Genomic DNA, 16,856 nt, shown 5'->3' with positions numbered 1-16,856 from the left:
AATCAGACAGAGTTATCGAGGTAGAATAGCACCAGGTCTCATCCCCCCTGCCCAAAGCTGCTACCAATGATTACCAGCCGTACTCGACGGTCTTGACCGCAAGGGAATCAGCCTTACAGAGCGATGCTTCCCCGGCGCAGGCCGCTGCTGCGGAGATCGACAACCTGAAGCTGGACCGAATCCCTGCCCCGAAAACTATTAATTTCAGGACGAAACAGCAGGTCGATAGTTCCCTGAAATTGCTCCAGACGATTGGCCATGCCGAAGGCAATACAATTCAGCTGTGCGCCTTGCGCCGAAACATTGAAACGCAGATGCTTGCCTCCGACAATCTGTGGCGGACTCGGGATCAGACCGGAACAGACAAACGTCGGCTGAGGATTCCCCATACCGAAAGGCGCCAGCTCGGCAAGCTGTGCAACAGCCGCCAATGACAGGTCTCCGAGGCCAACCTCTCCGTCATGTTCAATTCTCGGGACAAGATCCTCAGCGGTTAATTCTTCCGCGGCGACCTTTTCAAAATCATTTCTGAAAGCTTCGACCCGCCCAGATTCGAGCGAGAGTCCGGCGGCGGCGGCATGACCGCCGAAGCTTAACAGATTTTGTGCGGTACGCCCCAGAGCTGCAAACAGATGGAAACCATGCACAGAACGGGCAGACCCCTTCCCGAGCCCATCGGCTAAAGCGATCATAACCGTCGGGCGGTAGTAACGCTCCACCAGCCTGCTGGCGACGATACCGATAACGCCGGGATGCCAGCCTTCGGCCGCCAACACCAGGCTATGCTCGGCGATACAGCCACTTTCGATCTGGGCGATCGCTTCCTGCAGGGTCTGTTCTTCGATCTGCTGCCGTTCGCGATTACAGCAATCCAGGTGGGCCGCCTGGGCCGCAAGTGAGTCACTTCCCTCCCCCAACAAAAGCTGAGCACCCAGTGACGCTTCTTCAAGGCGTCCTGCGGCGTTAAGTCTCGGTGCCAATCTAAAGCCGACGCTACCACAGGTGACCCGGGTGACATCCGCGACAACTTTAAGGGCCGCGACCCCTGGACGCTCTCCAGCGTCGAGCAGCTGCAGCCCGAAACGAACCAGAATACGGTTGACTCCAGAAAGCGGAACCATGTCGGCAATCGTACCAAGCGCCACCAGATCAAGCCCTTTGCGCAGATCAGGTTCTTTGCGTTCGGTAAACCAACCGTTTTCGCGTAGGCGGCGACGCAGACTGAGCAAGAGAAAAAAGGCGACTCCAACTCCGGCAAGATCGGGACAGGGGAAGCGATTAGCTCTCAGATGCGGGTTCACGAGCGCCAGGCAGTTGGGTAATTTCTCCGGAGGCTGATGATGATCCGTCACAATCAGATCAAGCCCCAATCTGGCTATCAGATCAGCTTCAACCAAGGCAGAAACGCCGCAGTCAACCGATAGCACCAAAGTACAACCACTCTGGGCCGCACAGTTGATCGCAGCAGCAGAGAGACCGTAGCCATCCTTCATTCGGGAGGGGATATGATATTCAACATTAGCCCCGAATGCGCGTAATGACTCAACCAACAAGGCGGTACCAGTAATTCCGTCCACATCATAGTCGCCGTGAACGGCAATTTTCTCGCCTTTCCCAAGCGCTTCGACCAGACGCTGGACCGCAACCTCCATATCAGGAAGCAGATCCGGGTCAGGAAGTGAGTTCAGCCTTGCCTGTAAAAATTCACGGGCTGCGGACAATTGATGAATCCCCCGATTGGCCAATGAACACGCCGTTAAGGGGAAAACGTCCAGATCCGCCATGAGTTGCCTGACCGCCTCTGGGCGACCGCTACGCTCGACCCAGCATTTCGGTTTTATAGTCATGGTGTCGGCTCCAGAAGATCTGGCTGCTTCAGGACAGGGAGATAATCGACTCTCCCAAGCCAGTCATCGACTCGGCCATCAAAAAAAAATCTCTCCAGATTCTCCCCGGTTTCGCTCCAGTAATTATTGCGCAAATCAACGGTCTGCCTTACACCTTCCCCCAGACTTATCTGATATGGGGAGTTGTCAACAAAGCTGTTGTTTTCAATCAGATAATCATCCGGTTTTTCAGAAATAAATATCCCTTTGTGATTATGCTGAATCAAATTATGCAAAATTACCGGTGAACCGAAATGAAAGCGGATGGCGGTATCGTTCTCTTCAAATAGATTATTTTCGGCCAGAAGACGGGTATCGTGAAAACGCAAGCCAACCAGGTTATGCCGAAAGATCGAATGCTCCACTGTTAGCCGTGACTTGCGGGCATGCAGGGCACTGTTTGCCTGCTCAAATCGACAATAGGAGAAATGAGCTTCCGGCGAGTCTTCAATATTGATCCCTCCCCAACTTCCGGCGGCACCCTCGGGGTCAGCTGAGTTGAACATAATCGGCATGGTCGCTGTGCCCAGGGCTATCAGGCGGCCGCGCACAATCAATTCACTCCCAATAAAATAAGGGTGTTCACGATAGAGATCTTCACCAGGACCGGGAGGCTCAAAGACAACCCGCGTGCCCGGCGCAATAGTTAATATGGCCCCGGCGTCAAGGATGATGTCACCATGCAGGCGCACCACCCCCTGCCAGAGAATCTTCCCGTAAAGAATCTGGTCCTGTGGTTTAAGTATTAAACTACAGGCGGTGAAACTGATGAGTACGAACGATAACAGGACAAGACGGGTCAACATGTGAGGATGATCTTCCCGCGGGGTAAAAAAACGGCCAGCCTTTCGCTCAGGCTGGCCGTGCAATGAATAGTACTTACTTATTGCCATCAGGGGCGGGATGACTCTTGATAAAATCAAGTTCTGCCCGAACCTGATCTGAACCGGGGCCGGAAGGATTAATCTTCAGGTAGCGCTCCCAAACGTCTTGCGCCTTGGTGAAATCCTGAAGATCATAGCGATAAACAACGCCGAGATTAAAAAGACTCTGAATATGAGTAGGGTCGGCTTTTGATGCTTGTTCAAATGCATGAATCGCTTTATCAAACCAGCCTACCTTGCGGAACATAACCCCCTGATCCGTTAGCACATTGGGATCATTGGGTTTGATTGCCAGCGCTTTGTCATAGGCATCGATCGACTTCATCGGTTGGTTCGCATCAAAATATGCATTTCCCAACTGCACCCAGGCATTCAGGTTGCCTGGTTCCTTCGCGACGATCCCCTCCAGCATCGCCATCTGCTGCCCGGCGTTGACAGAAGGCGCTGAAGTCTCAGGAGCAGACGAAACATTCCGGTCATTTTTGCGCGCATTAGTGAAAATGACGCCGACCAACACCCCGACAACCAGGGCTACTACCGCAAAAAGAATCGCCTCTTTCTTCATCAAAAACCTCCGGGTAAAATAGATCTCAGCTCTTACGCAGTTTACGCTGCTCCCAGAACATCAGTATGGGACTGGCGACGAAAACCGAGGAATAGGTCCCGATAAGAATCCCGACCAGCATGGCGAAGGCAAAGTTATGAATAACCCCGCCACCCCAGATAAAAAGAGCAAGGACTGCCAGCAGGGTGGTTCCAGAGGTCAACAGGGTCCGCGACAGGGTGTCGTTGACACTGCGGTTGACGATAAAGGAGAAACTCTCCTTGTTATAACGCCCGACATTCTCTCGAATACGATCGTAAACGATGATCGTATCGTTAAGCGAATAACCGATAATCGCCAGAAATGCAGCGATTATCGGCAGATCAATCTCCCGGCCGGTCAGGCTGAACGCCCCAATAGTGATCGCCACATCATGGACCAAAGCAACAATCGCCCCGACCGCAAAGCGGAACTCGAAACGCCAGGATATATAAGCCAACAGACCGATCATGGCATAGAGGATCGCCTTCAGACCCTTCATGCGCAGATCACTGCCAACCTGAGGCCCGACCATCTCGGTCCGCCTCACTTCAACCTTGTCCGCGCCGTATGTTGTATCAAGGTGCTCTTGAACCTGAAGACCAACAGCTTTAAGCTCCTGTGATGTATTCTCCATCCGGATCATAAATTCGTTTTTATCATCACCAAACTGCTGAACAACCATCCCCCCGAGCTTCATCCCGGCAAGAGCCTTTTTGATAGCCGTCGCATTGGTCGCCTCGGCAAATCGCACCTGGACAAGGGTTCCGCCAGCGAAATCGATGCCGTAATCAGGGCCTCCATGATAGATCAGTGAAATAATACCGATCGCAATTAACAACAAGGAGAATGCCATTGCAATCGTCCGTTTGCCGACAAAATCGATATTGGTATCCGATTTGATCAATTCCATTTCCGGAACCTCCCTTAAATGCTCAGCCGCCGCACTTGCCGGCGGTTCAGGAAAAAGTCAAAGATCACTCGCGAAACAAAGATCGCGGTAAAGAGCGAGGCGACGATACCGATCGAAAGGGTGACAGCAAAGCCCTTGACCGGCCCGGTGCCGAACTGGAACAGCACCAGCGCTGCCAACAGTGTGGTCAGGTTGGCGTCCATGATTGTCAGGAAAGCCTTACCAAAGCCAAGATCCAGCGCAATTTTAGGAGCTTTTCCGAGACGCAATTCCTCACGGATCCGCTCAAAGATCAACACGTTAGCATCGACCGCCATACCGATAGTCAATACGATACCGGCGATGCCCGGCAGGGTCAGGGTTGCACCGAAGAGCGAGAGCATGGCACAGATAAAAACAATATTCAGAACCAAGGCAACAACCGCGACCAGACCAGAAAGGTTGTAATAGATGACCATCGCACCAATAACCAGCAGACAGCCAATGATGGCCGACTTGATCCCTTTGTGGATCGAATCGTTACCGAGAGAGGGTCCGACAGTTCTGTTTTCCAGAATGTTCACAGGTGCAGGGAGCGACCCGGCGCGCAGTACAATCGCAAGGTCGGTGGCTTCCTGGGAAGTAAAGGAGCCTGAAATTTGTGCACTCCCACCCGAGATCCGCTCCCGGATCACAGGCGCAGAATAGACTGTATCATCCAGTACAATCGCCATCCGCTTGCCAACGTTGGCAGCGGTAAGCTGGTCAAACCGCTTGGCTCCGACCGTATTGAAATCGATAGAAACGTAGGGTTCGTTGTAGCGTGTATCGATGCGCACATTGGCATCTTCCAGCAGGTCGCCAGTCAGTGCGATCTTACTAAACAGCACGATTGGCTTTTCACTGACAGTGCCGGTCTGCTTGTTCGTGTTGCGCTCATAGAGCAATTCTGTCCCCGGAGGCAACTTCCCTTTTTGCGCCGCAGCAACATCAGCAGTTTCATCGACCATCTTAAATTCAAGACGTGCTGTTTTACCGATCAATGAAATAGCCCGCTCCGGATCCTTGATGCCTGGCAACTGAATGAGGATGCGATTATCAGACTGGCGCTGAAGAGTCGGCTCGCTCACTCCAAACTGGTCGACACGGTTACGCATGGTTTCAAGTGCCTGACGTACGGCATAATCGGCAATATTCGCTATCTCTTTGTCACTCAGGTGGTAATGCTTTTCGATATAACCACCGCTTGCCGGCAATGTTTCCCCCTTGAGGTTGGGGAAACTTTCGGCCATCAGGGTGTCAACCTGCTTACTGGCGTCTTCGTCATAAACGACGATGACAATTTGATTCCCCTGTTGCCGCTCAATCCGCTTGAAAACAATGTCTTTCCCCCGCAGAAGGGCGTCGGCCTGATCGACCATAGAATCGACCCGGCTCTCAACGGCTTTATCGACATCAACACCGAGCACGAGGTGCATACCACCCTGCAGATCAAGACCACGATGAATCGGATCGACCGCATGCTGCCACCAGGCCGGCAGGCTGCTCTGCATAAAGGTCGGCGCCAGTGAAAACAGGGCCAGAATCAGGCAGATCAGCACAACCCCGCCCCTGATTTTAAGACTATTCGACATGATTGTCGCAACTCCTTTCAAACGAACATTCGCCTAAACGATGTCCAGTGCTTACATTCAAGAGATCAAGCATCACCCTTAACTTCGGTGATTGAAGCACGGTTCAGTTTGATTTTGACACCCGTTGCGACCTCAACCGTCACGGTCAACTCTTCAACGGCCGCCACCTTGCCATAAATTCCACCTGCCGTCACGACTTGATTTCCGGGTTTCAATGCCCCGATCAATTCACGATGCTGCTTGGCGCGTTTCTGCTGCGGACGAATCAATAAAAAATAGAAAATAGCAAACATAAGGACCAGCATAATGAGGCCCTCATAACCCTGCTGCCCTCCCTGTGCACCACCGCCTGCCATTGCAAAAGCTTTAGATACCATCTCCTTCATCTCCTTTGTTAAGTAATGACTCTACGAATGAAACCCTCAAGCTCAAACCTTCAAACCTGCCGCGACCGATAAAAATCGTCACGAAAGACCTTGAAGTTACCTTGGGAAATAGCCTGTCTGGCACTCCCCATCAGCTGTTGATAATAATACAAATTATGGTGCGTATTGAGAACCGAAGACAGGATCTCGTTGCTCTGAAACAGATGCCGCAGATAGGCACGACTGTAATTACGGCAGACATAACAATCACAACAAGGATCAATAGGTTGTGGATCGTCCCGAAACCGGGCCTGCTTGATACTCAGCTTGCCAAACCCCGTAAAGAGCACCCCGTTGCGGGCATTGCGGGTCGGCATGACACAGTCGAACATATCACACCCCCGGGCGACCCCTTCGATCAGATTCTCGGGAGTTCCGACGCCCATAACGTAACGCGGCTTATCCTGCGGCAGGAGAGGGAGCGCATATTCCATTACCTCATACATCAGGCTGGCCTCTTCGCCGACCGACAAGCCACCCAGGGCATAGCCTTCAAACCCGATATCAATCAGGCCCTCAGCGCTCTGGCGTCGCAAATCCTCATACATCCCCCCTTGAACAATTCCGAACAGGGCTTTTTCGCCGCCCGATGCTAAGACTTTGCGACAGCGCTCAGCCCAACGTCCGGACCGAGACGTGGAGGCCGCAACATACGTTCGATCAGCAGGATAAGGGATGCATTCATCAAAAACCATGACGATATCTGAATCAAGCGCCTGTTGAATCTCGATCGCTAATTCAGGGGTCAGATGGTGTTTACTGCCATCCAGATGGGATTGAAATGAGACCCCGTTTTCTTCGATTTTACGCAGATCCCCAAGACTGAAGACCTGAAATCCACCACTATCGGTCAAGATCGGCTTTGACCAATTCATAAATTTGTGCAGCCCGCCAAGCTGACGAACAAGGTCATGCCCCGGGCGCAAATAGAGGTGATAAGTGTTGGCCAGAATGATCTGCGCCCCAAGTTCATCCAGCGCTTCGGGCAACATCGCCTTGACAGTCGCCTGAGTCCCCACCGGCATAAATACAGGGGTCTCAATGATACCGCGCGACGTCTGAATTTTTCCGTAACGCGCATTGCCATCTTGTTTTAAAAGATCGAATCGAAAAGGTATCAAATTAAATATATCCTGCAATGCCCTAAAGAATCAGCATGCAATCGCCATAGCTGAAAAAACGAAACCGCTCAGCAATTGCCCGTTGGTAGGCTTCTAAAATAAACTCACGTCCAGCGAGGGCGCTGACCAGCATCAACAAGGTCGATTTGGGTAGGTGGAAATTTGTAACCAGCCCATTGACTGTTTTAAATTTATATCCCGGAAAGATAAAAATTTCACTCTCCCCGGCCCCAGGGACCAAAGCCCCCTGTTCATCAGTAGCCGTTTCAAGCGTGCGCGCCGCGGTTGTCCCGAGAGCAACAACCCTCCGACCTTCCTGCTTGGCGCGATTTACCGCAGTGGCCGTGGATTCAGGCACCTGATAGGCCTCGCTATGCATACGATGGTCATGCACATTTTCAACCCGTACCGGCAGGAAAGTACCGATCCCGACATGCAGGGTCAAAGTTTCAATCTGAACACCCTTAAGACGCAATTGCTGCAGCAGGGATTGAGTAAAATGCAACCCTGCCGTGGGTGCTGCGACCGCGCCCAGATTCTGGGCAAAAACGGTCTGATAACGCTCACGATCGGTCTGCTGATCAGCACGTCTGATATAGGGCGGTAAAGGCAGATGACCGATCCTTTCAATCAAAGCCTCAAAATTCTCGACCCGACAGAATCGCACTATCCGCTCTTGATCAACCCCGCCGGGTAAAATCTCTGCGCTTAAGCCCTCCGCAAAATCAATCAGTGTCCCTGGTCTCAGGGGGCGTGAACTGCGGCCCAAACAGCGCCAGTCCTCGGGCTCACCCGGCATTCGCCTGAGCAGAAGGAGTTCAACCTGTCCCCCTGAATCTTTTTTCCCCAGTAGGCGTGCAGACCGGACCCGGGTGTCGTTGAGGATTAAGAGATCCCCGGGGACAAAGGAGTCAACGATCTCAAGAAAAGCACCAGTAGAAATTGTTTTCGACTGTCGATCCAGACGCATCAAACGTGAATCGTCACGGCTCCTGGCCGGATACTGCGCAATTAATTCATCAGGCAGCACATAATCAAAATTTTCCAACTGCATCCGACACCATTCTGTAACGCCCATATCCCGGGCAAACCAGCGACCTAGAAAATCATAGTTACGGGGCAAAGTCAAATTCATTTTCCTCACGCGAGGATGGCTAAAATCCCTTGAATCCCGGTCGCAATCGACTTTAAATGAACCCCTGGCACAAAAGAATTCTGCTGGCAGACAATTTGCAAATCGCTAACACTTAAGGGATGGCCGTGCAATAAAACCCATTGACTATTCATGCTCCTCCGACCTCAATCTGGGTGCCAGCCACGTTAAAAACTTTTTGCGTCACTGTAATCCATAAACGCACCAAGAAATTCAGCCCCTCGATTGAATGGGCTTTTAGCGACAAAACCCGGCCTTAAGGCCGAGCTAAGGCTGAAAAGCGCGACCCATGAACTCACTTAAAATTAAAATATTAGGGTTGACGATTGGCATCACGATTATCGCCGTTCTCTTGGGAGCCTGGCATAATCTGCGGACACAGTCAGCCATGATTGAACGCGTTGCAGCACATGAAAGTCGAATCATCTCCGACACTATCCACAACAGTATTCGTACCTCCATGTCGATCGGACGCAACAAAGATGTCGCCAGCATCCTGAAACAAATCACCCAAGAACAGACCATTAGCGGTATCCGGATCATTGATCCGAACGGAAAAATTCTGCTTTCTTCATCTGATGCCGAGGATGATCAAATTGTGGAAGCGGCGGACCTGATGACCTATCGTCTGTCGCCGGAGCAGTTCTCTTTCATGACCCGGGAAGGGAATCGATTCATATCGACACTGCCGATCTTCAATGAAAATGATTGCCACCGTTGCCACAATCCGCAATTAAAATTGCTGGGCATCCTTAATGTTCATCTATCCCTTGACGGTATTGATTCGCTGCAGAGAAAAGGCCGGGAAGCTACTCTCCTTTCATCTGCCTCCATTATTGTCATTCTGATTTTCTCGATCACCTTCTTTATTCTCTATTATGTAGATTCTCCTATTCGCCAGATGGTCGAAGCAATGACCAAACTCGAAAATGGTGAATTTGAACATGCGTCTACAGACATCACCAGTTCTCGTGAAATGTCGACACTCTCCCTGAAGTTCAACAGGATGGTGGCACGTCTGCAGTCTCTCATCGATTCGACAATTACCTACGAGCGGGAAACTGCTATTCATCGCGAAAAACTTTCCCACCAGTCAGAACTCGAAAATATGAACATGACCCTTGAGGATCGACTCAGTGAAATTGAATATCTAAACATAACCCTCGAAGAACGGCTCGAGGAGGTCGAAGAGGCGAACTTTAAAATTGCCGACCTGGCAGGGGACCTTGAAGACCGCAACACCAACCTTGCCAGCGCGGTCAACCGTCTGTCATCCCTGTATAAAATGGGGCTGGCGGTCAACTCTACCATGGACCTCGGGCAACTCTTCAACCTGCTGTTGCAAAAGGCACTCGACTCCCTTAATGGCAGTATCGGGTATATTTTGCTGCTGGATAAAAATAGAAATTCACTGCGCATCGGGAGTGTTTTTGGATTAAACAGTCCCGTTTTTGACCCCAGGATGTCAATTGAACTTTCTCGCGGTGGAGTCTCTAATTGGGTTATTGAAAACCGCGAGCCGGTTCTCATTCGTAAAATTGAAGAGTCTCGAGACTTCACACGCATGAGTCGCCTCGGCTTTGCCCGTGAAACGGTTATCTGTGCCCCACTGTTTGTTCATAATGAAATTTTCGGCACCCTGACGATTGCAAACCGACCAAACGGTGTTGCCTTCAGTGATGAAGATTTGGAATTGCTCTCAACGATTGCCGCTCAAGCGAGTGTAGCGATTAAAAACGCACAATTATATGAGGATCAACAAAGTACCTATCTCAATACCGTCCATGCCTTGGTATCAGCTATAGAAGCAAGTGATCCATATACCCGTGGCCACTCAGAACGGGTTACTCGCTATGCCCTGGCTCTGGCGAAATGCCTCAATCTGCCAGAGCCTTCTCAAAAGGACCTCGAACAGGCCGCCATACTTCACGATATTGGTAAGATCGGCATTGACAGCTTTTTGCTGCACAAGATTGATCAACTCTCTCCAAACGACATCGACCTGTTACGCCAACACCCCGTGATTGGCATGCGGATTCTCGAGCCCATCCAGTTTCTGGTCCGCGTCCGTGAGATCATCGGGCAGCATCATGAGCGCTTCGATGGGCAAGGTTATCCATTAGGATTGTCTGGAGAAAAACTGCTCTTTGAAGCGCGGATCTTGTCTGTCGTAGACAGCTACGACGCTATGACCTCTGATCGCCCCTACCGAAAAGCACTTTCCAAGGATGTTGCCCTCAATGAAATTGGGCTTTATGCCGGCACTCAGTTTGACCCCCGGGTTGCGAAAGCTTTTATCGAACTCATGCACACCGAACACTTGACCAACTAAGAGATAGAATGAGGGGAAGGACCACGGCAGATGCCCCAACTCAAAACCTTTCCATTACTCAAGCAGCTCATCTGGCCGCTCATAGCGCTCTCGTTGCTCCTGGCTGCAACCTCTGTCATCGGCTCAGGGCTGCTATTGCAACGCAGTCTTGGTGTCTCAATCGACGTACAGCTGAATCACGCCCAACAGATGGTGTACCAGGACCTCAAACAGCGCGAATTATTTCTCGCTGAGCTGCTACGCTTGCTGAGTCAGAAGCCTTCCTCAATTTCAACCCAAACTCTTGAATTTCAGATACGTGCCTATCAACCCCTTCTGAATCTCCATCTGTTCGATTCACATGACAGCCTAAGTCCACCCCTTCGGGATATGGTTAACGCTGTCAGGCTCAGTCATACCAGCATGCGGAACATTACCTACGACAGCCAGACTGAACTCTACTCGCTGACTCTGGTTGAACCAGCTACGAGTCAACACAATGCACTTATTCTGCAATTTCCAATCGACCAGAAGCTTTTAAAGATCCTTGCTGATCGCTTCTTTTGCGACCTTGCTCTTTACTCCGACACAGGTCGACTCATGGCCAGTAGCAACGACCAATATAAAATCGAATCATTTTTGAGCGAAAAGACGATAAACCAGATTGCAAATGGCATTAATTTATCAACCTCACACCTTGAAGGTTTTGGATATCACAGTATGCTGTCGCCGCTACCTCTTGGCAGTAATGGCGTGCTCTACCTTTCCGCCAGTCGTTCACTAAAGGACATGAATAATTTGCTCTTTACAAATAGCTGGCGATTATTGCTGACCGTTGTTCTGACACTTATCATTGGGGCAACCTTCTACTATCGCCTGCTGTTGCGCTCACTAACTCCTTTAAAAAATTTACTCCACACCATTCATCAGGTAGCCAAAGGAAACCTTTCAAATAGAACCCTCATCGCACCAGGCTCTCATCTATATGAACTGGGCACAAGTTTCAACCAGATGCTGGGTCAACTCGAAATTCTTTACGCAAATCGACTCGAAGCAGAAAAATCTGAAGCTCTCAATCAAGAAACATTGAAATACAACATGAACTTGAAGAAAAAAAGTTATGAGATAGAAAGGGCCAATATCTTACTCAAGGAACAGTATGAGGAATTGTCAGCGCTGTTCCAGGTTTCTCGCAGCCTGACTTCAGCCCTGGATCAAAACTTGTTGTTTGATAAAATATTCACCATTTTCCGTGAAGCGCTTCACTGTGACAGCATCGTCTTGCTACTTTATCAGCCAGGATCTGAGTCTTTGGAGGTCGTCAAAACAACAGGACTCGAAACCAAAACAACCAAAGGCCTGTCATTTATCCTGGGAGAAGGGATCAGCGGCATGGTAGCAGCGAGCATGCGACCTATCTATAGCCCTGACCTAAGTGTCGACCAGAGAAATCTTAACTACAAGGGCCGTTGGGTATCGACAGGGAGCCTTTTGTCAATGCCGATGGTCCTGCAAAATCGGCTCATAGGCGTGCTCAACATACATCATCAGCAAATAAAAGCCTTTAACGCTATGGCTCAACAGATGGCCCAAGCCATTGCCGATCAGGCGGCAATCTCCATTGAGAATTCGCGACTTTATGAAAAAACCCGAGCCCTTTCAGCCACGGATGATCTGACCGGTCTGGCCAACCGACGACAATTTCAGGACTACCTTCAACGGGAATGGGCGCAATCCCGCCGTTACCACAGCACGTTCAGCCTACTTATGATCGATATAGACCATTTTAAAACCTACAACGACATTCATGGACACCTCAAAGGCGATATTGCCCTAAAGAAGGTCGCTGCATTACTGCTGCAGAATACCCGCGGGATAGATCTGGTAGCACGCTTTGGTGGAGAAGAGTTTGTGGTCCTGCTGCCAAAAGCAAGCAAGGAAGGAGGTCTGGCCGTTGCACAAAAACTTTGCACGTGTATCGAAGAGGGGAATTTTATCGGGATGGAAGAGAGTCAGCCACAGCAGAAGCTAACAGTCTCGATCGGATTAGCAACCTTTCCTTCTGACAGCACCGACCTCTATGAACTCTTAAATCTGGCTGATAAGGCACTGTTCCAGGCTAAAAATAGTGGTCGAAATCAGGTGACCGTCTGGTCTCAAGCAAGGGTTCAAGAAAAATCAGAAATGGTCCAGGCACTATAGACCAACACTGGATTTAACTTCACTTTCCCTCATACAAAATTTTCCACCGACGATCCTCCTTAACCAGATAAAGTTTCTTATCCATGTCCCCGTTGTAATTATTCGAGCGATATTTCTGCAAAAAGGTCGCGACAACCATATTGCGTCCCTCGCTCCCCTGCTGGGGATACCCGAATAACGAAACCCCGCGCAGGGCGATATTCTGGTTACGCTTCCCCCTCAAAACACGAGACTTATATTTTTTCCAACTTGAAAGGTTGTTGTCTTTGCTCCAGAAATCTCGTGAATAGCTGGACAGATATTGATCAAGATCACGGTGCTCCCAGCTGCTTCGCCAGCTTTCCAGCATTGACTGAAGTTCAACATTTTGATCTAACCATTGACGACCAGAAATCCATGTAACCGAGCCGCTGATAACAACCGGCGTCACCCCCGGCTCAATATAACGACCAATGCGCAATAATTCTTCATTTGTAAGAGCAACACACCCCTCAGTATCACGCGGTGGTCGACTGTACAACGACTTATCCGTTCCATGCAGCCAGATACCGTGACCTGTTTTTTGCAAATGAAGATCAAAGGTATTGGGGTAATTGACAGGGAAAGCGCCCGTACCATATTTAATGGGGAGATCTTTATCACTGATATGGCCCGTGACAAAATAAACACCACTCGGCGTCTTCAGATCCCCTGCGGAGTATTTATTCCCCGGCTTTTGACCTACAACAACATAATAATCATCGACCAGTTTCGGCGGCAAACCTGTGCCGACATTGCGATAGATATAGAGCCGGTTCGCTGACTTATCCACAAGCAAGGCATATTTTATTGTCGAATCTAAAGCAATAAACGCCGATGGAATCTTCTGTCCTTGCAACAGCGTCTGATACCCCCGCAAACGCGCAAGCGCCTCGCTCCTCAAATTTGCAACCTGATGCTCGCCCTGTTTTGAGTCCAGAGCTGCCATAAGCTTTGTTCCACCTAACTGTTGCAAAGGCTCAAAGCGAGCGACCAACAGATCACCATAGACAAGATGAGCTAATTGAAATTTGGGCGCCTTTTGTGTCAGGTCCCGAAGCATAGCGATAGCATCATCCAGTCGCCCAATCTGAAAAAATAGCAGCGATTGCAGCAAGGTGGCTTCGTAGTCTTCTGGATTGTCTAACAGACGTTGCTGCAGGCGTTGATAGAGCGCCTGCTGCTGTGGTAGTAGGGCTCCAGTAGCCTCAACAGATAAAAGTTTTTGAGCCTGAACTGCTGGATTAACCACATCCGCAGTCGGCTGATTGCGCCAAAGCGCCCAGACGCTTACCACCGTCGCAATCAGCAGCAGAAAAACAAAAAATATGACGAATCCGCGTCTCAACATTATCTTACCCGGCCCAGAGTCCTCTCCTCAACAATCAACCAGCCCTGCCCTTTTCTGCGAAGAACGAAATTCTTCCGCGTGCGATCTTTATATCGATCACTCTGATAAGACTGAATCGCTTGAATTTGCGCAGTCCCACCCTTCAGGATAACCGACTCTATCGGATCAAGAGAAACCTTGATAAAGGTTGGAGATTGCAACCGCTGTTTGCGCAATTCCCGCCAACTGTTATGTGAGAGTTTGCCATCGGGAACATACTCAGCAGCGTAGCTATCCAGATAAGCCTCTACGTTTTGTGACGACCAAGCCCTCGCCCATTCGCGTAAAAACTGCTGAGGCGAGAGGCGCTCTACTGGGTTGGAGGTAGACGCATCTTGAGGCATTACCGGTTGAGTAGTGGTAACCGGTTGAGTAGTGGTAACCGGTTGAGTAGTGGTAACCGGTTGAGTAGTGGTAACCGGTTGAGTAGTGGCAACCGGTTGAGTAGTGGCAACCGGTTGAGTAGTGGCAACCGGTTGAGTAGTGGCAACCGGTTGAGTAGTGGCAACCGGTTGAGTAGTGGCAACCGATGCGATAACAGCATCACCCTGCGGTCCAAGAAGCTGCAAGCGCACCTGTTGCCGCTTCCCTTCCAATTGCAGTGCCTTACCATAACTATCTCGCGCCATAGCCGCGTACACCGTGCCGACATTTCGATAGATAGTTAAATAGTCGGAATCCGTCGCTAAGGCCTTATTCAATAAAATCTCGGCCTGCTCAAAGTCCCCTTCGGCTGCATATAAGGAAGCAAGATTATTATAAGGGAGTGGAGATTCTGGATTCGCAGATATAATCGCCAGATAAGCCTTACGCGCTAAATCATGCTTCCCTGCGACCAGCAAACGATCTGCATCATCCAGACCTGCAGGTCCAGCAACTTTGATCACGTCTTTCTGTTTAATGACTCCGGCACCGGGCAGAACAAAATACAGAGTCGCCCCAATTAAAGCACCTAAAACAACGCCAAAGAAGAACAACAAATAACTTATATATCGTTTCTTCCCCGCAGTTCGCACGGCATCTTCGCTGTCGCCCGTTGCTGCTGACTGCTCGATACGTTCCTTTTCGCGCTCAGCGAGCGTATCTTCAATGCGCAAAGCCATATCTTCCAAAGGCTTAGGTTCAAGCGGTTCTTCCATGAAATCTACTCCAATATTCTGACGCTTATTTCACTGCCTGATTATTGAATTATTAAATTCAACAACACTACCATCACGCCTCAGAATTCAAGGGCTCATTTTACGTTGAAGCCCAGTAAAACTCTAGGGGAAAAGTGGCGCAGCCGAAAGTCCGGTCCGCTCATCGAACCCGCTGATAAGGTTAAAATTCTGGACCGCCTGGCCAGCAGCCCCCTTACACAGGTTATCAATCACAGAGACCACAATAACCCGCCCGGTGCGTTCATCTGCCACTAAACCAATATCACAAAGGTTTGTACCACGGACATAAGAGATATTCGGTAGTTGCCCTTCAGGCAAGACGCGGACAAAAGGTTCGGCAGCATAGTGCCCCTGGAAAAGTTCAATCAACTCGGCTGTAGATTTACCCTGCGTCTGGGAAGCGTAAATTGTCGAGAGGATACCACGATCAACAGGGAGAAGATGCGGCGTAAAGGTGACTGTCACAGCCTCACCTGCCAACTGACTGAGGGTCTGTTCGATTTCTGGTGTATGCCTGTGACTGGCAAGTCCATAAGCCTTGAACCCCTCATTGACTTCGCAAAAAAGGCTCCCCTCCTTAAGGCCGCGTCCAGCACCCGTAGTCCCGGACTTACTGTCAATGATCAAAGAAGTGTGGTCGATCAATTTCCCGAGAAGCAAGGGCGCCAAACCGAGTGCAACACTGGTGGGATAGCAACCTGGGTTTGCTACCAGTCGGGCATTTTTGATCTGGGCCCGATTAATTTCTGGCAAACCATACACTGCTTCGGCAAGCAACTCCGGGCTCGTATGCGCCTGGTACCAGGCCTCATAGACATGCTGATCCTGCAATCGATAATCGGCTGACAGATCGATAACCTTGCAGCCCTCAGAGAGAAATTCAGGGATGATCTCCATCGCGCTCTTGTGTGGTAATGCCGTAAATACAAGATCTGCCTGTGCGGCGATCGTCTTTATGTCAACGGTTTCACACTTAAGATCGTAATACCCCTTTAAGCTGGGGAACACCTGCCCGATAGACATCCCTTCGAATTGGCGAGATGTTACGGAAATCACTTCGGCACGAGGGTGACCGGCCAGGAGTCGTAAAAGTTCAACACCGGTATAGCCGCTCGCTCCAATCACGGAAACTTTTTGCATAGCGGGACTCCTTAAACAGAAAAGGGAAACCCATTTGGGCTTCCCTTTTCTATCAGA

Annotated in this window: 13 protein-coding genes; 2 read left to right on the top strand and 11 right to left on the bottom strand. The window is 50.2% G+C overall.

Translation table 11 applies throughout. From position 1 onward, the window contains the following. Positions 1-113: 113 nt before the first annotated feature. From recJ to queA, 8 genes are all read right to left on the bottom strand, one after another. Entirely contained in the window at positions 114-1,847 is a 1,734-nt protein-coding gene (gene recJ / locus D888_RS0105945) for a single-stranded-DNA-specific exonuclease RecJ (RefSeq protein ID WP_020675629.1), read from the bottom strand. Further along, positions 1,844-2,779 carry a right-handed parallel beta-helix repeat-containing protein gene (locus D888_RS0105940; RefSeq protein WP_083928783.1) on the bottom strand — a complete coding sequence of 312 codons (936 nt, stop codon included), beginning with the start codon at positions 2,777-2,779 and terminating at the stop codon, positions 1,844-1,846. The genes recJ and D888_RS0105940 overlap by 4 nt, the downstream gene beginning before the upstream one ends. Continuing rightward, the gene (locus tag D888_RS20845; protein WP_020675627.1) at positions 2,766-3,335 is read right to left on the bottom strand and encodes a tetratricopeptide repeat protein; all 570 of its coding nucleotides are present in this window, start codon (positions 3,333-3,335) and stop codon (positions 2,766-2,768) included. The genes D888_RS0105940 and D888_RS20845 overlap by 14 nt, the downstream gene beginning before the upstream one ends. Before the next feature lie 25 nt (positions 3,336-3,360). Next, on the bottom strand, positions 3,361-4,266 hold the full coding sequence (secF, locus tag D888_RS0105930; RefSeq protein WP_020675626.1) for a protein translocase subunit SecF: 906 nt from the start codon (positions 4,264-4,266) through the stop codon (positions 3,361-3,363). A gap of 14 nt (positions 4,267-4,280) precedes the next feature. Beyond that, entirely contained in the window at positions 4,281-5,879 is a 1,599-nt protein-coding gene (gene secD, locus D888_RS0105925; protein WP_020675625.1) for a protein translocase subunit SecD, read from the bottom strand. 65 nt (positions 5,880-5,944) lie between these two features. After that, the gene (gene yajC, locus D888_RS0105920) at positions 5,945-6,256 is read right to left on the bottom strand and encodes a preprotein translocase subunit YajC (protein ID WP_020675624.1); all 312 of its coding nucleotides are present in this window, start codon (positions 6,254-6,256) and stop codon (positions 5,945-5,947) included. A 59-nt stretch (positions 6,257-6,315) separates the two neighbouring features. Next, positions 6,316-7,425: a tRNA guanosine(34) transglycosylase Tgt gene (gene tgt / locus D888_RS0105915; protein ID WP_020675623.1), complete on the bottom strand. Its 1,110-nt coding sequence runs from the start codon at positions 7,423-7,425 to the stop codon at positions 6,316-6,318. Positions 7,426-7,447: 22 nt separating this feature from the next. Continuing rightward, complete coding sequence (gene queA / locus D888_RS0105910; protein WP_020675622.1) at positions 7,448-8,479, bottom strand: tRNA preQ1(34) S-adenosylmethionine ribosyltransferase-isomerase QueA; 1,032 nt, start codon at positions 8,477-8,479, stop codon at positions 7,448-7,450. A gap of 388 nt (positions 8,480-8,867) precedes the next feature. On the opposite strand from queA, the gene D888_RS20840 reads away from it, so the two are divergent. Together D888_RS20840 and D888_RS0105900 are read left to right on the top strand one after the other, a co-directional pair. Then, positions 8,868-10,910, top strand: coding sequence for an HD domain-containing phosphohydrolase (locus tag D888_RS20840; protein WP_020675621.1), 2,043 nt, complete (start codon positions 8,868-8,870; stop codon positions 10,908-10,910). Between the two features lie 369 nt (positions 10,911-11,279). Then, positions 11,280-13,091, top strand: coding sequence for a diguanylate cyclase (locus tag D888_RS0105900; RefSeq protein ID WP_169513269.1), 1,812 nt, complete (start codon positions 11,280-11,282; stop codon positions 13,089-13,091). A 19-nt stretch (positions 13,092-13,110) separates the two neighbouring features. Here D888_RS0105900 and D888_RS20835 read toward each other — a convergent pair whose 3' ends face one another. The 3 genes from D888_RS20835 to argC all read right to left on the bottom strand — a co-directional run bounded on the left by D888_RS20835 (position 13,111) and on the right by argC (position 16,799). After that, the gene (locus tag D888_RS20835; RefSeq protein WP_020675619.1) at positions 13,111-14,460 is read right to left on the bottom strand and encodes a L,D-transpeptidase Cds6 family protein; all 1,350 of its coding nucleotides are present in this window, start codon (positions 14,458-14,460) and stop codon (positions 13,111-13,113) included. Further along, positions 14,460-15,638: a L,D-transpeptidase Cds6 family protein gene (locus tag D888_RS0105890; RefSeq protein ID WP_020675618.1), complete on the bottom strand. Its 1,179-nt coding sequence runs from the start codon at positions 15,636-15,638 to the stop codon at positions 14,460-14,462. Before D888_RS0105890 ends, D888_RS20835 begins: the two co-directional genes overlap by 1 nt. Positions 15,639-15,761: 123 nt before the next feature. Continuing rightward, entirely contained in the window at positions 15,762-16,799 is a 1,038-nt protein-coding gene (argC, locus tag D888_RS0105885) for an N-acetyl-gamma-glutamyl-phosphate reductase (protein WP_020675617.1), read from the bottom strand. Positions 16,800-16,856 lie beyond the last annotated feature (57 nt).

It is taken from the genome of Geopsychrobacter electrodiphilus DSM 16401 (assembly GCF_000384395.1).
GTDB lineage: Bacteria > Desulfobacterota > Desulfuromonadia > Desulfuromonadales > Geopsychrobacteraceae > Geopsychrobacter > Geopsychrobacter electrodiphilus.
Note: the sequence above shows the minus strand (reverse complement) of the source record. Positions and strands in the feature narration are given on the sequence as shown.